This is a genomic window from Priestia megaterium (genome assembly GCF_009497655.1).
GTDB lineage: Bacteria > Bacillota > Bacilli > Bacillales > Bacillaceae_H > Priestia > Priestia zanthoxyli.
On sequence record NZ_CP023317.1, the window covers coordinates 1999777 to 2024848 of the forward strand.

29 protein-coding genes are annotated in these 25072 nt (G+C 37.7%); 20 read left to right on the forward strand and 9 right to left on the reverse strand.

Annotated features, from left to right (window positions below; genetic code table 11):
- Positions 1–40: 40 nt before the first annotated feature.
- From CEQ83_RS10020 to CEQ83_RS10055, 8 genes are all read left to right on the forward strand, one after another.
- Entirely contained in the window at positions 41–739 is a 699-nt protein-coding gene (locus tag CEQ83_RS10020) for an amino acid ABC transporter permease (protein WP_028413589.1), read from the forward strand.
- Positions 740–766: 27 nt separating this feature from the next.
- On the forward strand, positions 767–1477 hold the full coding sequence (locus tag CEQ83_RS10025; RefSeq protein ID WP_028413588.1) for an amino acid ABC transporter permease: 711 nt from the start codon (positions 767–769) through the stop codon (positions 1475–1477).
- A complete protein-coding gene (locus CEQ83_RS10030; protein WP_028413587.1) occupies positions 1474–2247 on the forward strand; it encodes an amino acid ABC transporter ATP-binding protein in 774 nt (257 codons plus the stop codon). Before CEQ83_RS10025 ends, CEQ83_RS10030 begins: the two co-directional genes overlap by 4 nt.
- Before the next feature lie 165 nt (positions 2248–2412).
- Positions 2413–3135, forward strand: a complete 723-nt coding sequence (locus CEQ83_RS10035; RefSeq protein ID WP_098999880.1) for a riboflavin kinase — start codon at positions 2413–2415, stop codon at positions 3133–3135.
- Position 3136: 1 nt separating this feature from the next.
- Entirely contained in the window at positions 3137–4459 is a 1323-nt protein-coding gene (locus CEQ83_RS10040) for an LLM class flavin-dependent oxidoreductase (protein ID WP_028413585.1), read from the forward strand.
- A gap of 169 nt (positions 4460–4628) precedes the next feature.
- Entirely contained in the window at positions 4629–5132 is a 504-nt protein-coding gene (locus CEQ83_RS10045; RefSeq protein ID WP_228123049.1) for a hypothetical protein, read from the forward strand.
- 96 nt (positions 5133–5228) lie between these two features.
- Positions 5229–6230, forward strand: coding sequence for an N-acetylmuramoyl-L-alanine amidase family protein (locus tag CEQ83_RS10050; protein WP_028413583.1), 1002 nt, complete (start codon positions 5229–5231; stop codon positions 6228–6230).
- A 97-nt stretch (positions 6231–6327) separates the two neighbouring features.
- The gene (locus CEQ83_RS10055; protein ID WP_025752091.1) at positions 6328–6507 is read left to right on the forward strand and encodes a DUF8096 family protein; all 180 of its coding nucleotides are present in this window, start codon (positions 6328–6330) and stop codon (positions 6505–6507) included.
- A 56-nt stretch (positions 6508–6563) separates the two neighbouring features.
- On the opposite strand, the gene CEQ83_RS10060 is transcribed toward CEQ83_RS10055, so the two are convergent.
- Positions 6564–6944 carry a plasmid mobilization protein gene (locus CEQ83_RS10060; RefSeq protein ID WP_028413582.1) on the reverse strand — a complete coding sequence of 127 codons (381 nt, stop codon included), beginning with the start codon at positions 6942–6944 and terminating at the stop codon, positions 6564–6566.
- A 471-nt stretch (positions 6945–7415) separates the two neighbouring features.
- Here CEQ83_RS10060 and CEQ83_RS10065 point away from each other — a divergent pair, with 471 nt between their 5' ends.
- Together CEQ83_RS10065 and CEQ83_RS10070 are read left to right on the forward strand one after the other, a co-directional pair.
- A complete protein-coding gene (locus tag CEQ83_RS10065; RefSeq protein WP_098112541.1) occupies positions 7416–9275 on the forward strand; it encodes an N-acetylmuramoyl-L-alanine amidase in 1860 nt (619 codons plus the stop codon).
- Positions 9276–9430: 155 nt separating this feature from the next.
- Positions 9431–10333 (forward strand): GNAT family N-acetyltransferase, encoded by a 903-nt coding sequence (locus CEQ83_RS10070; RefSeq protein ID WP_028413580.1) that lies wholly within the window; start codon positions 9431–9433, stop codon positions 10331–10333.
- A gap of 20 nt (positions 10334–10353) precedes the next feature.
- On the opposite strand, the gene CEQ83_RS10075 is transcribed toward CEQ83_RS10070, so the two are convergent.
- Positions 10354–10899 (reverse strand): DUF4825 domain-containing protein, encoded by a 546-nt coding sequence (locus CEQ83_RS10075; RefSeq protein ID WP_028413579.1) that lies wholly within the window; start codon positions 10897–10899, stop codon positions 10354–10356.
- A gap of 83 nt (positions 10900–10982) precedes the next feature.
- Positions 10983–11714, reverse strand: a complete 732-nt coding sequence (locus CEQ83_RS10080; protein ID WP_028413578.1) for a ZIP family metal transporter — start codon at positions 11712–11714, stop codon at positions 10983–10985.
- A gap of 285 nt (positions 11715–11999) precedes the next feature.
- Here CEQ83_RS10080 and CEQ83_RS10085 point away from each other — a divergent pair, with 285 nt between their 5' ends.
- On the forward strand, positions 12000–13211 hold the full coding sequence (locus tag CEQ83_RS10085) for a cytochrome P450 (protein WP_028413577.1): 1212 nt from the start codon (positions 12000–12002) through the stop codon (positions 13209–13211).
- A gap of 29 nt (positions 13212–13240) precedes the next feature.
- Here CEQ83_RS10085 and CEQ83_RS10090 read toward each other — a convergent pair whose 3' ends face one another.
- Positions 13241–13819 carry an LOG family protein gene (locus CEQ83_RS10090; protein WP_028413576.1) on the reverse strand — a complete coding sequence of 193 codons (579 nt, stop codon included), beginning with the start codon at positions 13817–13819 and terminating at the stop codon, positions 13241–13243.
- 308 nt (positions 13820–14127) lie between these two features.
- On the opposite strand from CEQ83_RS10090, the gene CEQ83_RS10095 reads away from it, so the two are divergent.
- The 3 genes from CEQ83_RS10095 to CEQ83_RS10105 all read left to right on the forward strand — a co-directional run bounded on the left by CEQ83_RS10095 (position 14128) and on the right by CEQ83_RS10105 (position 17459).
- Complete coding sequence (locus CEQ83_RS10095) at positions 14128–15459, forward strand: NAD-dependent malic enzyme (protein WP_034265658.1); 1332 nt, start codon at positions 14128–14130, stop codon at positions 15457–15459.
- Between the two features lie 142 nt (positions 15460–15601).
- On the forward strand, positions 15602–16084 hold the full coding sequence (locus CEQ83_RS10100; protein WP_013056785.1) for a PH domain-containing protein: 483 nt from the start codon (positions 15602–15604) through the stop codon (positions 16082–16084).
- On the forward strand, positions 16077–17459 hold the full coding sequence (locus CEQ83_RS10105) for a PH domain-containing protein (protein WP_223546552.1): 1383 nt from the start codon (positions 16077–16079) through the stop codon (positions 17457–17459). Before CEQ83_RS10100 ends, CEQ83_RS10105 begins: the two co-directional genes overlap by 8 nt.
- Before the next feature lie 31 nt (positions 17460–17490).
- Here the strand turns inward: CEQ83_RS10105 and CEQ83_RS10110 are convergent, their stop codons facing one another.
- Positions 17491–18849 carry a D-serine ammonia-lyase gene (locus CEQ83_RS10110; RefSeq protein WP_051418572.1) on the reverse strand — a complete coding sequence of 453 codons (1359 nt, stop codon included), beginning with the start codon at positions 18847–18849 and terminating at the stop codon, positions 17491–17493.
- A gap of 162 nt (positions 18850–19011) precedes the next feature.
- Here CEQ83_RS10110 and CEQ83_RS10115 point away from each other — a divergent pair, with 162 nt between their 5' ends.
- Both CEQ83_RS10115 and CEQ83_RS10120 read left to right on the forward strand, forming a co-directional pair.
- Positions 19012–19221 (forward strand): cysteine-rich CWC family protein, encoded by a 210-nt coding sequence (locus CEQ83_RS10115; protein ID WP_028413572.1) that lies wholly within the window; start codon positions 19012–19014, stop codon positions 19219–19221.
- A gap of 1 nt (position 19222) precedes the next feature.
- Positions 19223–20161: a carbohydrate kinase family protein gene (locus tag CEQ83_RS10120; protein ID WP_028413571.1), complete on the forward strand. Its 939-nt coding sequence runs from the start codon at positions 19223–19225 to the stop codon at positions 20159–20161.
- 24 nt (positions 20162–20185) lie between these two features.
- Here CEQ83_RS10120 and cyoE read toward each other — a convergent pair whose 3' ends face one another.
- Complete coding sequence (gene cyoE, locus CEQ83_RS10125) at positions 20186–21103, reverse strand: heme o synthase (protein WP_013056789.1); 918 nt, start codon at positions 21101–21103, stop codon at positions 20186–20188.
- Positions 21104–21494: 391 nt separating this feature from the next.
- Here cyoE and CEQ83_RS10130 point away from each other — a divergent pair, with 391 nt between their 5' ends.
- From CEQ83_RS10130 to CEQ83_RS10140, 4 genes are all read left to right on the forward strand, one after another.
- Positions 21495–22109, forward strand: coding sequence for a poly-gamma-glutamate hydrolase family protein (locus CEQ83_RS10130; protein ID WP_228123050.1), 615 nt, complete (start codon positions 21495–21497; stop codon positions 22107–22109).
- Positions 22110–22204: 95 nt separating this feature from the next.
- On the forward strand, positions 22205–22381 hold the full coding sequence (locus tag CEQ83_RS27040) for a hypothetical protein (RefSeq protein ID WP_165573411.1): 177 nt from the start codon (positions 22205–22207) through the stop codon (positions 22379–22381).
- 68 nt (positions 22382–22449) lie between these two features.
- Entirely contained in the window at positions 22450–23058 is a 609-nt protein-coding gene (locus CEQ83_RS10135) for a methyltransferase (protein ID WP_028413569.1), read from the forward strand.
- A gap of 524 nt (positions 23059–23582) precedes the next feature.
- Positions 23583–24017, forward strand: a complete 435-nt coding sequence (locus CEQ83_RS10140; RefSeq protein ID WP_033578828.1) for a MerR family transcriptional regulator — start codon at positions 23583–23585, stop codon at positions 24015–24017.
- A 60-nt stretch (positions 24018–24077) separates the two neighbouring features.
- Here the strand turns inward: CEQ83_RS10140 and CEQ83_RS10145 are convergent, their stop codons facing one another.
- The 3 genes from CEQ83_RS10145 to CEQ83_RS10155 form a co-directional block, all read right to left on the reverse strand.
- Positions 24078–24290, reverse strand: coding sequence for a hypothetical protein (locus tag CEQ83_RS10145; RefSeq protein WP_028413567.1), 213 nt, complete (start codon positions 24288–24290; stop codon positions 24078–24080).
- Positions 24291–24419: 129 nt separating this feature from the next.
- Complete coding sequence (locus CEQ83_RS10150; RefSeq protein ID WP_098626789.1) at positions 24420–24566, reverse strand: hypothetical protein; 147 nt, start codon at positions 24564–24566, stop codon at positions 24420–24422.
- 140 nt (positions 24567–24706) lie between these two features.
- On the reverse strand, positions 24707–25015 hold the full coding sequence (locus tag CEQ83_RS10155; RefSeq protein WP_028413566.1) for a hypothetical protein: 309 nt from the start codon (positions 25013–25015) through the stop codon (positions 24707–24709).
- Positions 25016–25072: the final 57 nt, after the last annotated feature.

Sequence of the window (25072 nt, forward strand, 5' to 3'; positions counted from 1 at the left end):
CCTTTCGCTACCTGTAGAGGGAAACAAAGGAGAGAAAAAGATGGGAAAAGCATTTGATATAGAGCTGATTTTCACCTCTATTCCTCAATTATTATCTTATTTGCATATTACAATTTGGATTTTGGTTGCTTCACTTTTGATTGGCAGTACCTTGGGATTGTTTATTGCCCTGCCTCGTATTTATAAAGTACCGGTGTTAAGTCAATTAGCAGCAGTTTATATTTCTTTTATGAGGGGGACGCCTATTTTAATTCAATTATTTTTAGTTTTTTACGGGGTACCTGCCCTCTTACAATTGATTCATATTGACGTTTCTAGAATGGCTCCGCTCGTATTTGTGATTATCACATATTCACTGAGCACGGCGGCGTCTTTTTCTGAAATGATGCGCGGTGCCATTAATAGTGTAGATAAAGGGCAAACTGAAGCAGCGTATAGTGTAGGAATGACCGGAAAACAAACGTTCACTCGAATTGTGCTGCCGCAAGCTCTCGTTGTAGCATTTCCTAACTTTGGAAACCTTGTGATTGGTTCCTTAAAAGATACGTCTTTAGCCTTTACCATTGGTGTCATGGATATGATGGGAAGAGGAGATACCATTATCGCAGCAACGGCTCATGCAGTTGAAGTATATATTGCACTTGCCATTATTTATTATTTTGTAGCCATTATATTAGAGAAATTTTTTATGAAATCCGAACAGAAGCTGCAAAAACACGATCAGCCTGTTCATGTATAAAACGAGCTTACTAAAAGAGGTGTAAACATGATTATTGACGTACCGTTTATATGGACAGCATTTGTAGAAATTTTGAAGGCATTACCTTTAACACTCCTTATTACCATCTGTCCATTACTAGGCGGATTGCTTATTGGTATTGCTGTTGCGGCTGTGAGAATTAATTCAGTAAAAATAATAACGCCTATTGCCAACGTATACGTATCATTTTTTCGAGGAACGCCTGCCATTCTTCATATTATGGTTATTTATCTAGGGTTCCCGCTATTGATTAATAAACTATCAAGCTACTATGGGTGGGGCTTCAATGCAAACAGCATTCCTATTGTCGTATTTGTATTAATCGCTTTGTCTTTTACAGCGGGAGCTTATATGTCAGAGATCATTCGCTCTGGTTTGTTAGCGGTAGAAAAAGGACAAATTGAGGCTGCGTATTCCATTGGAATGAATCGTTTTCAATCGATGAAACGAATTGTTTTCCCTCAGGCGTTTGCTTTATCTTTACCAAATTTATGCAATATCTTCATTGGCTTTTTGCATACGTCTTCTATCGCATTCATCGTCTCACAAAAAGAGTTAAACGGTGCAGCTAATATCGTAGCTTCAAATAATCTTAAGTTTTTAGAAGCCTATATTGCTGCTGCCCTTATTTATTGGATGCTGACGATGTTAATAGAAGGAATAACAGCGCTGCTTGAACGAAAATTAACGGTTTATAATCGAGGAGGGGTTGTATGATTACATTAACAAATATTAAAAAAACATTTGGTCAACATACAGTATTGGACGGTATTGATTTAGTTGTTAAAAAAGGGGACGTTGTGACCATTTTAGGGCCGAGTGGCTCTGGAAAGACTACGTTTTTACGCTGCATTAATTTCTTAGAAAAAGCAGATGAAGGAGAAGTTTCGATCGATCAATTTACGGTGCAGTGCCAAAAGCCAAACCGCAAAGATATTTTAACTCTTCGCCAAAAAACAACGATGGTTTTTCAGCAATACAATTTGTTTAAACACAAAACCGTTATTGAAAATATTATGGAGGGGCTAGTTATTGTTCAAAAGCTGCCAAAGGAAGAAGCAAAACAACGAAGTTTAGACGTCCTTGAAAAAGTTGGGCTTGCTGAAAAAGCAAATGCGTATCCAAGTCAGTTATCAGGAGGTCAACAGCAGCGAGTGGGTATCGCTAGAGCGCTTGCTTTAAATCCTGAAGTCATTTTATTTGATGAGCCAACGTCTGCTTTGGACCCTGAACTGGTGGGTGAAGTACTGTCTGTTATTCGTAAAATTGCTGAAGAAGGAATTACGATGATTATTGTTACGCACGAAATGAGTTTTGCCCGTGAAGTCTCTAATCACGTGGTGTTTATGGACGGAGGAAAGATTGTCGAACAAGGTCATCCTGAAGAAATATTTTTAAACCCAAAAGAAGATCGAACAAAGCAATTTTTCAAGCGTATTAACCCAACGCATTCGCCTTACTCTTATGTTTATGAAAAAACAATCTAATATTTTAATTTAAAACCCACTTGACTCATAGGAATAATAAGTATATGATAAAATCATCAAATTAAACAAACCGACTAGATCACTAGAGGTTCTTTGCACAATGTCACGCATTGTGCAAAGAACCTTTTATTTTTAACTAGACTTAAGGGAAGAAGGGTGAACGTAGTGAATAGAGGAGCATTAAAAGCTAAAACAAGCAAAAAACTTATTATAAAAGGCCTGGTTGTACCTGGACGGCAGAAAGGAAGACATTTGGGTTTTCCAACAGCTAATATAGATACTCAGCATGAGGAATTAAAAAATGGCGTGTATGGTGTCCTCGTTCATCTGCGGGGACTTGATCATATAGGAGTTATGAATGTAGGCGTTAAGCCGACATTTGGATCGGAACTATCTAAAACATTTGAGGTTCATATTTTGGATTTTAACGACGTTATTTATGGAGAGACAGTTCAATGCGACGTGATCTTTCGGGTGCGAGGAGAGAAAAAGTTCCCTTCTATTGAGTTTTTAAAGCATCAAATTAAAGCGGATACGCTGCAAGTTAAGCAAAGATTTCAACATATGGGCTATGTATCTAGTGAACATACAGCTTCCAAGCTAGGGCAAGCGCGGTATTTAAATCTTCCTGATCTACAGTTTTTTAATTGGTGCCACAGTCAATTCAGAGTCAATAAAGGGATTTACAATACAATTGATCAATGGTTTTATGACGCAGGAATTGAAAATATTCACCCTAGAAGAGTTCACGTTATTGCTTTTTTGCAATTTGCACAGGAAGGAAATGAAAGAAAGACCGAAAAAGAAGGAGTCCTTCGCTTTGGAGCAGGTGGTTTGACCAATCAATTACGAGAATTTATGAATGGATATGAAAAAGGAGAATGGTAATATGACACATCAAAGACAATTAAAGATAGGGGCTATTATTCATGGAGTGGGAGGAAACATGGGGGCATGGAGACACCCTGAAATTTTGTCAGATGCCAGCGTTAATTTCGGTTTTTACAAGCAGCAGGCTCAAAAAGCGGAAGAAGGAAAATTTGATTTAGTGTTCATTGCCGATGGGTTATATATTAATGAAAAATCGCTTCCGCATTTTTTGAATCGTTTTGAACCTCTCACTATTCTATCAGCACTTGCTTCTGTCACTTCTCATATTGGTTTAGTTGGCACTCTATCGACTTCGTATAGCGAGCCGTTTACGGTGGCTAGACAATTTGCTTCACTTGATCATATTAGCAGCGGCCGAGCAGGGTGGAATGTTGTAACATCTCCATTGGAAGGATCTGCGCTTAACTATGGAAAAGAGCACCCCACTCATGATAAACGTTATAGAATAGCTGAAGAGTTTCTAGAGGTAACGAAGGGATTATGGGATTCTTGGGAAGATGATGCATTTATTCGAAATAAAGAAACCGGACAATTTTTTGAAGAGAAAAAGCTGCATCGCTTGCACCACAAAGGGGAATTTTTTTCTGTAGAAGGTCCGTTAAACATTGGCCGCTCAGCTCAGGGGCAGCCCGTAGTGTTTCAAGCAGGCTCCTCTGAAAGCGGAAAAGATTTAGCAGCGAAAACGGCTGACGCAGTGTTTACGGGACAAGATAATTTAGAAGAAGCGAAAGCTTTTTACCAAGATGTAAAATCAAGAGCCGTAGCGCAAGGACGCAATGAAAACGAACTTTTAATTTTCCCGGGAATAGGTCCTATCATTGGCAGTACAACCGAAGAAGCCGAAAGAAAATATGAAGAACTTGCTCAATTGGTAACAATTGAACATGCGCTCAACTATTTAGGACGTTTTTTCGATCATTTTGATTTTTCACAGTTTCCATTAGATGAGGCGTTTCCTGATTTAGGGGATATCGGAAGTAATAGTTTCCGCAGTACAACTGATAAAATCAAAGAAAACGCTAAAAAACATAAGTGGACACTGCGAGAAGTGGCGCTGCGAATTGCTACACCTAAAACACAATTTATTGGGACGCCAGAGCATATCGCTAATTTGATGCAACAGTGGTTTGAAGAAAAAGGAGCTGACGGCTTTATTATTCATTCAAGCGTTCCGCATGGCTTAGATGACTTTGTTGAACACGTCGTACCGATACTGCAAGAAAGAGGCCTGTATCGTACAGAATACGAAGGGAGTACTTTAAGAAGTAACTTGCAATTGAATGTTCCTAAAAATCGTTACACACAGGTGAAAGTTAACTGAAGTGGATTAAAAGAGACTCGAAGGAGTCTCTTTTTTTAATATTTTTAATATTAAAAATATGGTAAAATTATTTTTGTAGGTTATTCGTTTCAGTTCATAAGGCCTAAAGGGTTTTGAATACCCGGAAAGGAGTCAAATGGAAAAAAGACATAAAAGTAAGAAGAAGCGTATGATCATTTCGATATCTTTATCCGTTCTTTTAGTCGGAGGAGGAGCGACAGGATGGATATTGTACCAAAACGGAAAAATTCCTTTTTTATCACAGCAAAGTATAAAGGCAAGTGCCATTAAGGTGAATCAACAAAAAGTTGATAAGCTGGAAAGCAGCGATCAGCAGGCAAAAGATTTTATAGCTGAACATCATGACGTACTAAATGATTTGACGGGGTGGAGTGCCATTGAACACCCAGACTGGCCTGCTGTACAAGAAGAAGCAGCAGCCATTAAAAATACGATTGGCACCATTGAAGTAAAAGATTCTGTTTTAAAGAAAGACTTTCAGCATATGGAAAAGCTCGCTGGACAGCTAGAGCAGACGAAAGATCAAGCACTGTTAAAAGAACTTCATCGTTATTTTCATGACTTAGATGTTGTGATCAATGAAGACGATGGATCAAATACATATTTTGATGTTACCAGCTATGGTAAATCAGTTGTAAAGACTTCTAAATGAGCCATAGCAAAAAGCTTTATACATAAAAGTAGTTTTGTATAACAAACGTCTTCGCTTATTTATGCATATGCTAGGAATAAGGAGGAGACAGGTTATATGAAAAAAATTTATTTAGATGCAGGTCACGGAGGGGCAGATCTAGGAGCTGTAGCCAGCGGGTTATATGAAAAAGACGTAGTGTTAGCTGTTCAACAGTACATCATCTCTTTTCTTTCTACTCACTATCAAGGATTTTCTCTTTGCACAACGCGTACAACCGATGTGTTTTTGTCATTAAATGAACGGGTCAACAAAGCCAATGTGTGGGGGGCTGATATATACTTATCTATTCATATAAATTCAGGTGGCGAAACGGGATATGAAGATTTTATTTATAGCAAAAATATAAATAACCAAACCATTGTGTTACGAAACGATATTCACGATCATGTGAAATTTGTTCTCGCTAAATACAATCACTCTAACCGAGGCAGGAAATTAGCTAATTATAGTGTGTTAAGGCGTTCATATATGCCGTCTGTATTAACTGAAATTGGGTTTATTGATACAGAACACGATGCAAAGCTCTTAAAAAATCCTCAATTTCTAAAAGATATGGGGGTGGCATATGCAAAAGGGATTGCGCAGTTTTTAAACTTAGAGCCTAAATCTACAAATTCTGTGGGAGATCCTGACGAGGAAGGGTTTCTAAAGCCTACTTTTTTATATAAACCTTTATGGATAAAAACAACCGAGGATAAGGAGACGTATAAGTATATCAATATGTCAGAGAGAACAGGTTATTTAAAAAAGAATACCCTCTTTCAAGTTTATAGTGAAACGCATGCAGCCTGGATAATTGATGGAGAACATTTTATTGAAAAAAAAGATACAATCATTGAAGGAGAAACTATCACAACTGCGGAATTAACAAAAGAGAATATGGAAACATTAAAAGTGTTTGTGACGAAAGAAAAGTTAGAAACAGCGGTAACCTTTTCTGAAGAAGGAGCTGCGGTAGCCATCTTTACACTTCACGATAAAAAAATATTGAATGTAAAAGCATTTTTAGATAGAGAAAAATGGTGGTACAAAGCTGAACGGATAAAAACATCGTGAAGAAACCTGCTTGTTTTTTTGAAGCTTTCACCCTAGTAATTTTACTTATTTTTGATAGAATATAAAGAGCTGAATCGTAAAGATGTATAAAGGTGTGATGGAAATGGAAGAGCAACAAGAAGCGATTGATTTAACAAAAGTATATGTATATGAGGAGTTTCCGGATAAAGTTGCAGGCAGATGCGATAACTGTGGACATGTGAAATTTAAAAGCTTAGTAAAAGACTTTATTTTTATCCGTACATGCGCAAAGTGCGGCATGAAAAAAAGTATTTAAATCCCTACTTCTTTATAAAAAACGCTCTTTTCTAAAATGAAAAGAGCGTTTTTTCTCTATTTAACGTATAAATGATCGCTAAGCTGCTCTGAAATAGTTTCTACATCTTCTTGCACATGTTTTTGTTTTTTCATCATTTCTAACAGGATTTGTTCAAGGTTCTGTGAATGATTTTGCTTATCTTTTGGTTTATGTAAATACTTTGCGATTTGATGCATATTATTGCTTAGCCGGCTTAGCTCAGACTCAATTTTTCGCAGGTTAACTAATAGTTCCACACCTGCTTCTTTGCCGATTAAAGGCGGCTTAACTTTTCCATCCATAATAAATTTTCGAATGAGAGACGTTCGTTTTAAATTATAGTGTTCAATAAGTTCCTCTAATTTTTCTTTTTCTTCTTCATTCAACTTAATTGCTGGAATGCTGTGTCCTCTCATAAGGTATCTCCTTTCAAGAGCAGTTCTTGCTGCGTTCAATCATATGTAAACATTCTCTTGTCTTTAATAATAGCAACCTTTTCCATGGTTAACTATGGTGAAAAGTTACTAAAATGTCGAACGTACAGTCTGTTAAAAAACTGGTAAATTAAGAAATTTGGTTTAGTAATAGTTGAATTATAGAAGTAATGTCATTATCTACAATATTGCTGCTTTATTAAAAAGGCAGCCAAAGGGATGAATATACCGCCTTTGTACTCACCATTTTTGAAAGCGCAGCTTTAAAGAAGAGGGATGGTTTTTATCATTTTTTCCTCCTACCACATCTTTCCTCCTAGTAACTCTGTCGAATCTTCTAGACTATTGTCTCAAGGGAATAGAAAGAAAGAAGACGAAATGGTTGAGAACGAGGTAAAGTCATATTATGTCTTTATTTACCTCATTTACATACTTTACGGGGGAGGAATACGTTTGAAACTAAAAAAACGATTTAAACTAAACAAGATAGGGGCAGCCATGCTTGCGGCTGGGGTGATATGTACAGGTTATACGCCTATTCATATGCTACAAGCGCCTCTAGTCGCTCAGGCTGCAGAGAATCAGTCGGACTCTTTGGAGCTAGCATTTGCACAAGCATCTAAAGAATTTGGTGTGCCAGCTTCGCTTTTAAAAGCAATTTCCTACAACAAGTCGCGCTGGGAAAGTCATAATGGAAAACCCAGCGCAGCCGGGGGATACGGCCTGATGCATTTAACAGACATCCCTTCTTTAGAAGATGGAAAAGGAAATGGAGCTGCGCCTTCAAAGCCAGCATATGACAAACAGCAAACGCTCTCCTTAGCTGCTAAGCTGCTTAAATCAGATAAAGAAAGATTAAAAAATGACCCTGTGCAAAATATTCGTGGTGGCGCTGCTGTACTAGCTTTTATTGCAAAGGACAAAAATGGAAACGTACCGTCTACTGATCAGAAATGGTACGACGCAGTCGCCGCTTACAGTTCTTCTCAAGATAAAGAAAACGCTCAAGTATTTGCCGATGATGTATATGAAACGCTGGAAAAAGGGGCAGAGCGTACAACATCAGATGGACAGCATCTTAAAATTTCTCCTCAACATATAGGTATGTCGATTCCTCGTGCTGAAAATTCCAATACGAATAAAGCGGATTGTCCGGCATCTTTAAAATGTGAATATATTCCTGCTTTTTACGGGAAATTCAGCGAAAGTCCTTCAGATTACGGAAACTATGATATTGCAAATCGTCAAAAATCAGATGTTCGCTATATTGTTATTCACGATACAGAAGTAAGTTATGACGGAACCATTGATTTGTTTGCTAACCCTAATAGAGCAGCTGCAAACTATGTCATACGTTCAAGTGATGGCCACATTGCACAGATGATCCATAACAAAGATGTAGCATGGCATGCAGGAAACTGGTATTTTAATACGCACAGTATTGGAATCGAACATGAAGGGTTCGCCCTTGAAGGATCCACGTGGTTTACAGAAGAAATGTACCGTTCTTCAGCAAGACTCGTACGCCACCTTGCCAAAGAATATCATATTCCATTAGACCGAGCTCATATTATCGGTCATGACGAGGTACCGGGTTTGTCTCCTAAGGCTCAATCAGGTATGCATTCGGATCCCGGGCCGTTTTGGGATTGGGGGCACTATATGGATTTAGTAGGAAGCCCAGTCGAGCGCCAGCATACAAGCAAACTAGCCGTTACAATTAATCCCGTCTTTGAAAACAATCAGCCAGAGGTATCAGATGCACCAAAGCAGCCGGCCAACTTTGTGTATTTGCATCAAGCTCCGAGCAATGATTCACCGCTACTGAATGAGCCTGCAGCTTCAGGGCCAGGAACGAAACAAACGTTAGACTGGGGAAGCAAAGCTGTAACGGGCCAAACGTACGCAGTGGCTGAGACAAAAGGAGAATGGACAGCGATTTGGTACGGAGGACAAAAAGCCTGGTTTTACAATCCGCATAATAAAAATACGAGTAAAGGTACGGGCATATTATTAACGCCAAAAGCAGGAAAAGAAGGCATTCAAGTGTACGGAGGAGCTTTCCCGGAAGCTTCAGCCTATCCTTCTGATATCCCGGTTAAAGACATGGTCCCACTTCAGTATACAATCTCTCCGGATCAGGTGTACGTAGGGGTAGAAAAAGTAAGGAGTGACTATTACTATGCACCCACTTTTACAACAAATCCAAACGATCACAAAATGATTGTGGGAAAAGATGAATATTATCAAATTTATTTTAATCACCGCTATGCGTTTGTGAAAGCTTCGGATGTAGAGATTAAAAAACAATAGAATAGAGTGTTAAAAGAAAGGAAGAGACAGGGTGTATAAAGGGTTTGTTTCTTCCTTTCCTTTTTAAAACCACAAAAATTCAGAATGTTATTGATGATTTTTCCTTATAATGGTTTTTTAGCTTATTATCTTTTTAAAAAAGGAAGGAATGTCCTGTGATTATAATTAAGCCTTTAAGTCAGTGTTCTTTTTCTGATGCGCTAGAAGCATTTAATAAGGGTTTTGAAGATTATTACATTCCGGTTGAGATGTCACTAGATCAATTCATTTGTAGGTTTGGTGTGGATCGTTTATCTGTCGAGCATTCTTTTGTAGCTTTTTATAATGACACACCAGCTGGAATTATGTTAAATGGAATAAAAAGAGTCAAAGGAAAGAAACATGCTTGGAATGGAGGTACAAGTGTAGCATTCCTTTACCGAAAAATGGGAATTGGTGAAGCCTTACTAAAAGCTACACTTGAGAAATATCAGCAGCAAGGAGTAGTGGAAGCCAGTCTGGAAGCATTTACAGTCAATAAAAAAGCCATTCACCTTTATGAGAAATATGGATATGAAATTGTAGATACGCTTTTCTTTCTAAAGCATAGAGGTAGTTTTCCCGCTTCTTTACTTAAAAAGAAGAATCAGCTTGCGTATTCGTTAAAGCGAAGGCTTGCAAAAGATATTCAGAACCTACCCTTTTATACATACGACGTTCCGTGGAAAAATCAATTTGACTGTATTTGTGATGGAGAATCGTTTATTGCGTTGAATGAAAGAAACGAAGAAGTTGGCTATCTATTATTTCAAAAGAATTTTTCTTCCATAGGCATCGTGAATTCCGTTACTTTTTATCAAGGAAGCGTTAAGGAACATATCTCAAATTCAGAGGACGTTCTGGCCTTTTTATTAGCAACCATTTTTAATATGTATGGACCAATTGCTTACAATACACATAATGTACCTGAAAAAGGAAATAGCTTACTCGTGAAAATGTTAAAATCATTTGGTTTTCAAGATTTATATACAGATGAAGGAATCAAACTTGAGCAGGTGTTTATGAAAAAACAACTTTAAAAAGCGGCAATGGGCCGCTTTTACTGCATTTCCGTAATTGGATGTGCATCATAAAATTCCTCGATTTTTTCTTGCTGCCCTTCGTATTTTGCTTTCCATGCTTGAGTCCCGTCCTTATAATTGCGCAGATCTGTTCCGTAGAAGTCGGTTAACTCTTTTCGAGTAATCGTGATTGTCTGAGGAACAGTCGTGTTAATAGTAAAGTGAACGCTGTCAACATTTTGTACGGCAGAAAGTAAAATGGTTGCGTTATGTAAAAGTGTACGTTTAGTTTTAACAGACGTCCAGCTTTTTTCAAACGCATGCTGATTATCTGTTGCAGCGTAGTTAATTGCTAAGTAGTAAGGTTTTTGCGCATTTTGAAAAGTTATACCTTTTAAATAAACGTGTCCTGGAAGTTTATTTGTTATTTCTTCTATTGAAGTATCACGTTTTAAAGAAGAAGTATGATGAATAGAAGAAGCAGAGACTCTTTCAGCAGACAGATTATTATGAGGTGCATAGGCACACCCTGATAGGCAAGTGAGCACTATACAAAGTGTAAGAGAAGCATCTATTTTTTTCATAATGGTAACTCCTTTTGTTTATATCTACTTGTAAAGACGAAAGACCTACACTTTTTGTTTCATACAAAATATAAATTTATTCATTAAAAAGACAGATAATCCAAAATAATAGAAGTTAATAACCCTAATGAAGCAATAAAACCAATAACAGGACCACCTTCTTCAAAAGCTTCCGGCAACATCGTAGAAGCAACCATGGCCACAATTCCACCACCGGCAAATGAGGCAATAAAGCCCATCATGTTTGGGGTAGCGTCTTGAAGAAATAGATATCCAATCCAAGAGCAAAGAGCTGATATAAAGAAGACCGAAAGCCATAATGAAAAAATTTTCTTTCGCTTATATTGGCTTTTTAGTAGTCCGCTTGTCCCGGAGATTCCTTCCGGTATATTGCTGATAAAAATAGAAACAACAAGCAGCCAGCTAACGTGGTGCTGTTCAATCAAACTTGCGCCAATCATTAGTGATTCAGGTATAGCATCCATAATGGTACCAATAAAAATGGCTAGTCCTGAGCTAGCTGGGACAAGGTGGTTTGAACGTTTTCTTTTGTGAGCACCTTTTTTAGCTAAAGACATATCAAGAAGAGTAAAAAGTGCTGCGCCTGTTAAGAAGCCTAAAGAAGAAGCAATAATTCCCGCTTCTTTTACCGAATCTTGAATGAGCTCGTAAGCAGCAGCTCCTAACAAAACGCCCGTGCCAAAAGCCATAATATAAGCAGTCAACTGTTTTTTTAAAGGTACAAAAATAGCTATAATAGCTCCAATTAATACAGCTGAGCCTGAGACACCACCCCACATAAGGGCATCTATCACATGAGATCCCTACTTTCTTGCGTACTTATTTGTAGTGTAACCATCTATGTGATTATTATGAAACAAGATAAAAGAACTAAAAAAATGGAAAAGAATCACTGATTTAGACCTTAAATAAAATAAGTCTTCTGTATAATTGACAAAATTTTCTGATTATGTCCGTTGAAAGTGAAAAAACCTTGTGATAGTCTGATCAAAAGATATAAAGATGGAAAAAAATTCTTTCATCTGTAGAAGGTCAAAAAACTTAATGAGGTCACTTTTAAACGAAAGAAGGAAGACGAGATGAATCCAAAAGCAGTGAAAAGAGAAAATCGTTATGCTAACTTAATTCCTATGCAAGAAATTAAATCCGTTGAACAGCAGCTTTACCCATTTGATATTTATAACAGTCTGCGTCAAGAAGCACCTATTCGTTACGATGAAAGCCGAAACTGCTGGGATGTATTTGATTATGAAACAGTAAAGTATATTTTAAAAAACCCGTCGCTTTTTTCATCCAAACGAGCAATGGAAGAACGCCAAGAAAGTATCTTAATGATGGATCCTCCAAAACACACAAAATTACGAAACTTAGTGAATAAAGCTTTTACACCAAGAGCTATTCAGCACTTGGAGGGTCATATTGAAGAGATTGCAGATTATTTATTAGATGAAGTAAGCAGCAAAAAAAAGTTTGATATAGTAGAAGATTTTGCTGGACCACTGCCGATTATTGTAATAGCTGAGCTGCTAGGAGTACCTATACAAGATCGAGCACTGTTTAAAAAGTACTCCGATGACTTAGTGAGCGGTGCTGAAAATAATTCAGACGAAGCTTTTGCGAAAATGATGCAAAAGCGTAATGAAGGGGTGCTTTTTTTACAAGGGTATTTTAAAGAAATTATCGCTGAGCGTCAGAGAAAGAAACAAGAAGATCTGATTTCGCTGCTTTTAGAAGCAGAAATTGACGGCGAACATTTAACAGAAGAGGAAGTACTAGGGTTTTGTATTCTATTGCTAGTAGCAGGCAATGAAACAACAACAAACTTAATTACGAACGGAGTCCGGTATATGACAGAAGACGTAGACATACAGAATGAAGTTCGTCAAGACATATCCCTAGTTCCGAATCTCGTGGAAGAAACGCTCCGCTATTATCCTCCTATTCAAGCGATTGGACGCATAGCCGCTGAAGATGTAGAACTTGGAGAGTGTAAAATTAAAAAAGGGCAGCAGGTAATTAGCTGGGCAGCAAGTGCAAATAGAGATTCAGCTAAGTTTGAACGGTCTAACACTTTTGTCGTGCGTCGTAAAACGAATCCTCACGTAAGCTTTGGTTTTGGCATCCATTTTTGCTTAGGAGCACCGTTAGCAAGAATGGAAGGGAAAATTGCCTTTGCTAAATTACTAGAAAAAGGGGAATTTTCCAAAGTTCAGAATCAGTCTTTAAAGCCAATAGATAGCCCTTTTGTTTTTGGGGTAAAAAAATATGAAATTACTTTTGACAACGCCTGAAAAGCGAGCGCAAATGATGCGCTTGCTTTTTAGCGTTCAGTCTTCCATTTTTGGTCCTCTGAAGGAGACGTATAGGTGTCCATTGAAGAGATAAGCTGTTCGGGAGTATCAGAAATATTGATGAGACGAATAGCAGAATCCGTAGAAAATCCTTCATCTACTGCATGCTGAACCATTTGCATAAGGGGGTTGTAGTAGCCGTTTACATTTAATAACCCCACTGGTTTTTTATGTATGCCAATTTGAGCCCAGCAAAGAGCTTCAAACAGCTCTTCAAATGTCCCGAAACCTCCAGGAAGGGCAATATAAGCATCTGCTAACTCGTGCATAGTTGCTTTTCGCTCGTGCATGCTCTCTACTTCGATGAGTTCTGTCAGCGCGGTATGAACAATTTCACCGCTAAACAAACCGCGGGGCATAATACCAATGACTTCGCCCCCATGTTCAAGCATTTCATTTGCGACTTCTCCCATCAGGCCCATTCGTGAGCCTCCGTAAATCAGCCGGTAGTTTTCTTGGGCCATGTAGCGTCCTAGCGAGACGGCGGCCTCTTTATATTCTGTTTTTATTCCTGCGCTTGATCCTGCAAACACACAAATTGATTTCAATTTCTTCACTCCTTTGTTTCTTCTCTATATAAGTCTTTTCTGTTTATGAACAACAAAATCCTTCTTAATAATTTATGAATTTTCACAATGTCATCGCTTGATTATTCTAAAAACTTTGCTTATAATCAAAGCGAAACATCTGTTTGAAAGCGTTATCTATTTCTTTTCTTTTGATGAAAAAGAGAGTACGCATAGATCTACTTGTAAGATAAGTAGATAATATGAACTTATGGGAGATTGGACCGTTTTAAACGCTTCATTAGTAAGTATACGTACTTGCAGGATTAGGACAAGGGGGATATGGGGATATGATGAATAATTTAATACGCACATTAATGGTACAAACACCGACTGTACCAGGAAACTTAGGAAGAGTAGCAACAGCCATTGGAAATGTTGGAGGAGACATTGGCGAGGTTGAAACCGTTAAAGTAGGACATAACTACACGATGAGAAGTATTACGGTTCAAGTAGAAAGTGAAGACCAGCTTGAGGAATTGCTTGAAGCGGTTCGCAGTTTAGAAGGCATTACTTTACATACAGTATCAGATGAAGTTCTTCATGCGCATGAAGGCGGTAAAATTCAAATGAAAAGCAAAATGAAAATTGAGTCGATCGCTGACTTAAGAAGAGTATATACACCAGGTGTAGCAAACGTTTGCCGTGCTATTCAAGAACAGCCCGACAAAGCTAAAATTTATACGAGCATTGGAAACACGGTTGCGATTGTAACGGATGGTACCGCTATACTAGGACTAGGGAATATTGGTCCAGTTGCAGGAATGCCTGTTATGGAAGGAAAAGCTGCGTTATTTGATCAGCTTGCCAGTGTAAACGCTATCCCTATTTTGTTGAATGTAAATGAGCCGGAAGAAATCATTCAAACGGTTAAAAATATTTCACCAGGATTTGGCGGTATTTTACTAGAAGATATAGGGTCGCCTCACTGCTTTGAAATTGAAGAACGTTTAAAAGAAGAGCTAGATATTCCAGTTATGCATGATGATCAACACGGAACAGCAGTTGTGACGCTAGCAGCAGCTATCTCAGCTTGTCGCAGCACAGGTGTGAATTTGAAAGAAGCAAAAGTAGGGCAGATTGGTTTAGGAGCTGCTGGTATCGCTACTTGCAGAATGTTCATGGCTTACGGTGTCAAACAGGTGATAGGAGCTGATAAGTCTCCTGAAGCGAATGAGCGCTTGGTCAGCTACGGTGGAAAAGTAGCGGATTCATTAGAAGAGCTTATGGAGAACTGTGATATTGTTATTGCGACAACAGGTGTACCTGGCTTAATACAGAAAGAATGGATTCGAAAAGGGCAAATCATTTTAGCACTTTCTAATCCAAAACCAGAAATTGAACCTGAAGATGCTCTTGAAGCAGGAGCTATTTATGCTACTGACGGAAGGTCAGTGAATAATGTGCTTGGATTCCCAGGTATTTTCAGAGGAGTATTAAATGCGGGAGTGCGTGATATTACGCATACGATGCTTGTAGCTGCAGCTGAAGCCATTGCAAATTCAACGCGTCCAGGCGATTTAGTTCCTCACCCTCTTAATCTAGCTGTACACGAAGCAGTATCTGAAGCAGTTGAAAGAGCGGCTGTTGCACACGGAGAGAAAGACGGCGTTTATCGATAACAAACAAGGCTGCCTCGAAATAGGCAGCCTTGTTTGTTTTTTATCAAAAAATAATAAGAAAATAGTAAACGATGAAACTTTTTTCCTTTTTTAACGTAATATAGTAATAGAAATAGTAAAAAAGGTAGAGAAAGGAGTTTTTATGGAGTTTGAACATTTAAAGGGCAAATTGCCCCTCGAGGCTAAAAAAGCGATGCGCTGGCAATCCATTTTTACGCATAGCCTGTGGCTTCTGGCAACAGCGGGTTATTTTCTACTCGTTCATTTTTTTGATTGGTGGTCAATTATTGGATGGATATCAGCTGGACTATTAGTCGTGAGCTTTATCATATATACAATTATAGCTCCAAATGTATATATGAATGTATATTCATATGAAGTAACAGATACTCAAATTGATGTGCAAAGAGGGCTCTTCATCTGGTATCATACGAAAATTCCCCTTGTGAAAGTACAGCACGTTGAAACGTTGACAGGGCCGATTTTTCGAAAATTTGACTTGGCATCTGTTAAAATCATCACAGCAGCTGGAAGCGTCGAAATTCCTGCACTCGTACAAAGAGATGCTGAAGCACTGCGAGAGTATATTGCTAGACTAGCAGAGGTAGATGATGAAGATGAGTAAGCGGCTGCATCCGCTATATATTGCAATAGCATTTATTGAACATATAAAAAATAATATCCTGCCTTTTGTGTTTGTATTTATCGTCAATCGGCACCTGTTGTTTACATATTGGTGGGCAACGCTATTAGCGGGAGGCGTAGTCGCTTTATTTGCTTTTTTTACCTGGAGGGAATTTCGTTATGAAGTAACGGAAACGGAAGTGCGTCTGTATAAAGGGATTTTTAAAAAAGAAAAACGATTTATTCAACGAAATCGCATTCAATCGATTCAGTTAGATCAGCCGTTTGTCTTTAGAATTCTTCGCTTAGCCCGGCTTCGTATTGACACGGCCAGCAGCGGTACGGATGCTGAAATTGATTTATCTGGTATTTCACTAAAAGAAGCGCACCATCTTAAAGATACGTTAAAGCTGTCAGGGAGTCAGCCGGAAATAACAGAAAAAAGTCCTGAACGTATGATGAAAGTGTCGGTGAAACAGCTGGCGTTAGCTGCTGCGTTTTCCGGGAATTTTGGCTATATATTTGCTGCTCTTGGTTTTCTCTATCAGTATATTGATACGTATATCAACCGCTGGGTGAAGACAGCTTACGAAGAAGTGATTCATCAATCGATGCTTGGTTTATTTGTATTAGTCGCTGCAATTGTGGTGCTTGCTTATTTGTTGTCTATCGTTTTATATGTGATACGATTTGGCGGTTTTACAGTGGAACGCTACGATCATTATCTACATATTAAATACGGACTATTAAATAAGAAATCCCTTACGATTCCTTTTCATAAAATACAGGCTGTTACGATAGAGGAAGGGTTGGTTCGACGCTTATTTGGATGGTCTTCCGTTTCGTTAAATGTCGTAACCTCTGATTTAAAAGAAAAGGTCTATTTACACCCGTTTATTCAGCAAAAAGAGATTTCATCGTTAATGAACGTATATGTCCCGCACTACGAATATATAAAGTGTCCAAGAAATACAGCTATTCAATATGCATGGTACCCATTACTATTACCGCTCTTGTTATTTGTAGCGGCAGGGATTGGCATCAGCTTTTGGAAATCAATGTTCGTGTGGGTTATTGCTGTGCTATGCCTTGCATATGTACTTATTCACTGGTTGGGCTATCGCCAAGGCGGCTTAATGATGAACGAGGTATTTGTCGCTATTCGCTCACAGTTTTTAACACGAAAAACAACGATTATTAGAAGGAAGAAAGTGGAGCAAATTGAGGTGTTTGCAGGCACCTTTTTATGGAAAAAAGGATACAGGAAAATAAAAATTTCAACTATGGGTACAAGCGGCAGCTATAAATCGGGATATTTTCCATTTGAAATTTGGCATCCTATCTTTCTGCAAGCTACTTCTTCTAAAAAGGCATGAAGAACATCATTGTTCTTCATGCCTTTTGACGTTATCTATTCATTAAATTTTTTCCTTGCTCGTAATAGCTATTCATCACGTCAGCGGGCACCATACTGCCTCCAGTTGACCATACAAGGTGAGTAGCTTTTGACATATCGTTTTCTAGTGCTTGCGCTTGTATATAGGAAGACCCGCTTTCCATCAGGTGAAGAGGCCCTTGTAAACCAGCCGCTGCTGAAGGTTCTATATACATATTTTCACGATTGGCTAGCTCATAAATAAATCGGAAAAGCTGATCATCTTCTACAGTATAAATTCCGCTAATAAGCGATTTTATCGTTTCGCCTACAAAGCTAGATGGCCTTCCTACAGCTAGTCCATCGGCAGCTGTTATGTTATCAAGTCCAATATCGGTAACGGAAATGCCATCATGTAGCTCGGTCATTAATCCGAGCAGCATGCAAGGAGAGTGAGTAGGTTCAGCAAAAAAGCAGTGAACATGATCACCGTATATTGCTTTTAATCCAAACGTAATACCGCCAGGACCTCCCCCTACTCCGCAAGGTAAATAGACAAATAAAGGATGTTCAGCGTCTACTTGAATTTGCAGCTCGGCTAGCTGCTTTTCCAAGCGTAAGGCAGCGACGGAATAACCAAGAAATAAATCTCTAGACTGCTCATCGTCAATAAAATGACAGGCGGGGTCTGCTTCGGCTTGCTTTCGTCCTTCTTCCACGGCTTTTCCGTAGTCAGACTGATATTCAATAACGGTTACGCCTTTCGAACGAAGCAAATCTTTTTTCCATTTCTTCGCATCGGCTGACATATGGACGGTGACGTTAAAGCCGAGAGCGGCGCTTATAATACCAATGCTTAAACCTAAATTACCGGTAGATCCTACTGCAATAGAATAAGAAGAAAATAACTTTTTACATCGTTCTTCAGCTAGAAGAGCATAGCTGTCTTCTTCGGTAAGCAGCCCTTCTTTGATAGCAAGACTTTCAGCAAATTTTAATACTTCATAAATGCCGCCTCTTGCTTTAATAGAACCTGATATAGGAAGATCGTGATCGCATTTCATCAATAATTTTCCTTGCAGCTCGTTATTCATTTGTTGATTTAAATAGTCTTTCATGTATGCAATTTCTTGAAGAGGTGATTCAATGATTCCTTTTGATGCTTTTAGCTCCGGAAAAGCGATTTGAAGAAAAGAAGAAAAGCGAGAAAGTCGCTCTTTTGCATCTTTTATATCTTTGGTATGTAAAGAAAGAGACGAAAGTGCTTCTTGAGCAGGTTTTAAATAAGGATTTATCCAAAGTATTTCCTGTTTATTGATTAAAGGTGTTAATAAAGGATATTCACGCATCCATGTAGCAAGGGGTTTTTGGTGAAATAAATGTATCGTCATAAAGGCTCCTTTCTCAATATGTTATTTCCTTTATATGTATAGTATCAAGAATAGAAGAAGTTGAAAACGAAAATATCAAAAAGCAGAAAGCGCATTTTAACTGCCTCTTGTATACTAATAAAGATAACTTATACAACTGCATAGAAAAAAGGAGAGGAATTTATGGCATTTTCAGGCGATGATAGCAGATGTCCTATCTGTGAAGAGAAAAATAACTGTGCTTCTGTACAAGGCAGAGAAATAGAAAAGTGTTGGTGCATGCAGAAAGTTTTTACTCCTGATTTGTTTAAACAAATTCCTTTGGAAAGCAGAGGGAAAGCGTGTGTATGCGTCAAATGCGTTGCGAGACAGAAGGAAGAAGGTGGGGATTAACGTGAAAAAAGGAATTATTTCATACGGTGAGGCATTTATTGATTTTATCGCCAAAAATGAATCTAACACTGACTTTGACCCTTTTTTAGGAGGCACAACCGTTAATGTAGCAGTTGGAGTTCAGAAGTTAGGAGCAAAAGCATCTTATATCTGCAAGTTAGGGAGTGATGAAACAAGTGATTTTGTAAGAAAGAAGCTTTTAATTGAAGGAGTAAACCAAAGCGGCTGTGTAACTTCGGTGACGAAAAAAGTTTGTGAAGTGTATGTACATAAAAGTAAAGAAGGAGATCGTTACTTTCATTCCTACATAGATTCTACCCCTCATGAGCAAGTGTATAAATATGAGCTGCAGGAAGCTCTATTTGAGAAGGCAGCGATTTTTTATTTTGGATCAGGCACTTTGTTTCATCCGATTTCCCAGGAAACTACAAGAGAAGCTGTGAGGCTCGCAAAAAAATATCTTATGCTGGTAGCTTTTGATCCGAATATTCGAATGAAAAGATGGGAAAGTGAAGCAGCATGTAGAAATATTGTAACATCGTTTTTGTACGAAACAGATATTTTGAAAATCTCTCAAGATGAGCTCCTATTTTTGATGAATTCAACAGATCTGGCAGAAAGCCTAGAAAAACTGAGAGCGTATCATATTCCGTTCGTATGGGTCACTCAAGGAGAAAAGGGCGCAGTAGCCGTTACTGCAAATCAAATGCTTCATGTGAGTGCAAAAAAAGTGCAGGCGATAGATACAACAGGAGCGGGTGATGCATTTATGGCAGGAATTCTCTGGTGTATTCATGAAAAAGGTTTGCCTGAAAGTGAGGAGTCATGTAAGCAGTACACAATGTTTGCCAACGCGTTAGGTGGAGCAGTTTCGGCGAGATACGGAGGAATGATTTCGCTTAAAGCAAAAGATGTATCTAATATAAAAGCAGGTAGCTGATAGCTACCTGCTTTTGAGCATTTATTATTTAAAAAATGACAGTATAATCATAAGGGCAAAAATAATCGTAAGATGGTTCAATGAGAACACAAACATTAAAGTAGCCCATTTTGTATCTTCTAATTTTTTAAATCCAACAATTCCAAGAAGCATCCACACGAGTGTTAAACCGAACATTGTAAATGCGATAATTTTACTAAACGATAAAAATAAGAACGATGCCGCTAGTAAAATAACTAGGTATACAAGCGTTTGGACTTTGGAACGACGGATACCTTTTACTACAGGAAGCATTGGTACACCTGCGGCTTTATATTCCTCAAGTCTTCTAATCGCAATAGCGTAGAAGTGAGGAGGCTGCCATAAAAACATAAATACAAACAATCCAATTGCTACCGGATGAAATAAGTCTGGTGAAATAGCGGCCCAGCCAATGATTGGAGGCATAGCTCCAGAAATACTTCCGACTTCGGTATTATAAATGGTTGTACGTTTTGTAAGCATAGTATAAGGCACTACATAAAAGAAAAATCCTAAAATACCCATAATGGCGGCCATGTTAGAAACTAAAAATAAAATACCTACACCAATAACAAATAAAGCCAGTCCTAACCATAGAGCAAATTTAGGGTTGACCGCTCCTGTTACCGTCGGTCTGTCTTTTGTACGTTTCATGATTGCATCGATATCACGGTCATAGAAGTTATTAACTGCCCCAGCTCCTCCTACGACAAAGGATGTCCCAATTAAAGCCAAAATAATGATAGGAATTTGTGTCACAAAGCTTAAGTCATTAACAGCAATTGCGAGACAAAGCCCAGCAACCATTCCTAGTGAGTTCGATTTAATAATCCCAGTTTTTATAATAGCACTGATTACTTCCCGGGAAAAATACTGATTGATAGGAAGTGATTCCTTTGTGATAACTTCGGTATTTTTCACAGCAATTCTCCTTTTTGAGCTTATTCTTACATGAATAAACCTAATCTTTATTAATCAACTAAACTATTTTAACAAAAAAATATCGTAATTACATCAAGGTTGCTCGTAAAATTTGTTAACATTCCTTGAACTTTTTTAAAAAACAAAGAAAAATGTCGAATTTCCGACTGAAAATAAGTACATCCTTTATTATAAGATAAAAATGGAATGCTTAAAAACGAAAATTTTGACTATCTGGTGAACTTTTAACGAGCAAGAAACTCGAACTTAATCGTACCATATTTATTGGTAATTGCAATCACATAGTATGTGATGAAAGAAAAGATGTGGTACATTAAAGAAAGAACTAATAAGTTTATTTACTATGTCTTATTCACAAGGAGGATATATGATGCCAGATAAATATGCTAGCTTCTCTGAACTTGCCTCTTATGAAGTATACAACCAAGACTACAAAATTCAATTTGAAATCAGACCTTCTAACATTATTATGCTCGCGATACACGGCGGAGGTATTGAAACTGGAACATCCGAACTTGCTGTTGGCCTAGCGGGCAACGAATACTCGTACTATATATTTGAAGGGTTAAAGAAATCAGGAAATGCCGATCTTCATATCACATCCACTCATTTTGATGAACCTCATGCGTTAACGATTATATCAAAAGAAGACTATGCAGTATCTTTTCATGGATACAACGACAAAAGTGAAAAGCATACTAAAATCGGCGGTGCTGACAAAGCGTTAAGGTCCAAAGTACATGAAGCGCTTGTTTCTAAAGGCTTTAGTACAGAAATTTTATCAGATCAAGATCCTGTTTCCGGTACCAGCCCTAGAAATATAACCAATAAAACAGCTAGGCGGATGGGTGTGCAAATTGAGATAAGTAAAGCGCAAAGAGAAGCTTTTTTTTCAACTAACACGAGAAATGAACGTAAAAATTCGAAAACCCAGGAATTTTTTGAGTATATATCAGCTATTAGAAGTGCATTTCCTCTTAGATAAATCAGATACGTTTAGTATTTATTAAACAGGTTAGATTTATTACGGACATGTTTGTGGTATACATATAGTAACTACATAAACTGGAGGAGATAATCATGAAAAAGTTTGACCAAGAAGATACCCTAGAACGACTTAAAGCCTCTTATCGATATTTAAAAAGCATAGACATACCAGAAATCAGCACATTAGATGATCAAAAACGAGCGGAAGCTGTGCAGTTAATCGAAGAGATTGGTCTTAAAATATCAGAAATGCGCGTAAAAGTAGAGTGAGTAAAAAGAGAAAGAAGGACATCTGTCCTTCTTTCTCTTTTTCGACAACTATAAACAGGAGATTGGCCATGAATGAACAATATTATGACGCTTTATTAAATATAAAAACAACGGGAGAACAAAAGGGATTTAATGATTCATTTCATTACCATCGTTATGAACCCACGCCTTATAGTGCATTAGAAGCACTTTTCAGTCAGTATGAGCTAACAAGCAGCGATAGAATTGTCGACTTCGGGTGTGGGAAAGGAAGGCTGAATTTTTATGTGAACTACCTATGTAATGCCACCGCTGTAGGGATAGAAATGAATGAGCACTTCTATGAGCAGGCCATAGATAATCAGAGGCGCTATTTAAAAAAAGCCAAGGGCCGAAAAAGTCATATTTATTTTCAGTGTTGTTTAGCCCAGGAATATAAGATTCACCCACTAGACAACTGCTTTTATTTTTTTAATCCTTTTTCAGTTCAAATTTTTATCCAAGTAGTGAACAATATTTTGCTTTCGTGGGAAGAGAATAAGCGCGAGATTGATTTAATTTTGTATTATAGCTCAGAGGATTATCTTCATCATCTCGAAAAACACCCTTCTTTCATTTTAAAAGAAGAGGTAATGCTGCCAGAGTTGAATCGTAAAAATCCATATGAACGGTTTTTGATTTATAAAGTAGCTTATTAAGACGACTTATTTACTATTTCATAAAGGTGTATCGTCGCTCGTTCTATTTAACAAATCAGCAGGGGCTAGAAAAAGACCTGCTGATTTTATTTATAACTTTTTAGAAATTAAAGCATAACACTTTATTATGTAAGCGCTTTCTGTTATAATGAAACTAGGTTGGATAGCATGCGTGGCTATCGGTGTACTCAGCGCAGGCGGGGCTAGTACAGAAAGAGAAGGCTACATACAAGTTAATAAACATTTAGTCGATAGAAATAAGAAGTCTCAAAAACAAATTTATTAATTTGTATGCTAAATCGTAAATTAACAGAAACGGCATTTATGATAAGGTTTTAGAGAAAAGAACCCAGCATATACTGTATAAGCAATTTTTTTACTCTAAAAAAGGGTGAAGAAATTGCTTATTTATTTTTAAATAAGTGCACAGCTGTTCAGATTTGTTTTGAGATATCTAGCGTTAGTGTATAATAGTAAAAAGTACGAAAAGTTGACATTGTTAATTGATTAAAGGGGATTTAAAAATGAGTGAACTAAAAATAGATGATGTAGCGAAGCAAAGCGGTTTAACAAAACGTACGATTCGTTATTATGAACAAATTGGACTGATGCCAGCACCTCCAAGAAGTGAAGGTGGATTTCGTCTGTACACGGAAGAACACGTAGAATTCTTAAAGAAAATTACGAATGCCAAAGAAGTCATGGGTTTTTCACTTCAAGAATTACAGGAATTTCTTGCTTTAAGTGATACTCTTGAAATACAAAAGATGGATTATAGGCAAGTGAAAGGAACAAGTCAACAAAAAGAAAAGTTAGAGCAAGTGTTACATACGGTAGAAGAGCAGCTCAAGCTGATTGAACAGAAAAAGAAAAACATCTTAAAAGTAGAGTCTGACCTTCTGTCACTGAGAGATCGTGCTAAGGCTGCAATTGTAAAATTCGAGCAGGAAGAATCATAAAAAGCAGGCGCATTCACCAGAAGAGTGCGTCTGCTTTTATGTGTTTTATAGGGAATTTATTTATGATTGTGAAGAGTTTTCTTCTAGCTGTACCCCTAAAAGAAGTAGAATAGCCTGTATCCCGTCGGCTTTTCCGCTGTGAAAGCTTCTTGTTTCAGCATCCAAAGCTTCATTTACAGATTCCATCATATTTGATTCGTATAAGTCTAAAATCAATTGTTTTCCTTCCGGACTCAAATGCAGCTGCCCGCGTTCCTTCATTTTAAACTTCAACTTCTTCAACTCCCTTTCCCATAATACTATCAGTATACAAAATTAATAACATTTACGTAAACGTTAATTTTTGTATGTGGACAGAAGAACGTATTAAGTATAGGTACTAAGTGAGGGGAGAGATACTGGTTATCCTTTGCTTGTTTTAATGTTTGTCAGCTTATAGCCGCAAGCTGAGCATATATAGATAACGTTTTGATTGGACTGAGCAGTTAAAACGGTAGCGAGCTCTTTTTGAGAATGACAGTTAGGACAAATAACAACAGGGGATTTCATGTGATTTTCTCCTTTTCTTTTTTATAGTCGAATTTTATTTTATGTAAAGTTTAATCAAATATCCTTCGTGCTATCAAAAACGACGGAAGATATGTAAAAAGCATTCTCGCTCAAAAGAAACGGGAATGCTTAAGGTAAGTTTAAAATCCGTCCTGGCTTGCTGTAAATGGAATGTTAAGTCTTCTTTCTACATTGCGTAAGCGCTGATTTAATCTGTTTATACGGTCAGTATGTCGCTCCACAATTCGATTTAAACGAGTAATTTCTCTGACTTGCTCCTCATTTTGTCTCTCAAGAGCACGAATTCTTCGTTCAAATCCTCCAAGATTTTGAAGCTGCTGTCTTTCATCGTATTCTTCATGCTGTGGTACGTAAGGGGGATAGTATTGTTGAACTGAGTAATCAACTTGCTGAGGAATATATCCAGGGTTGAAATAATAAGGGTTCATTAGGGCACCGCTCCTTTTAAATAGTAACTTCAAATCAAACACGATATAACGTATGCG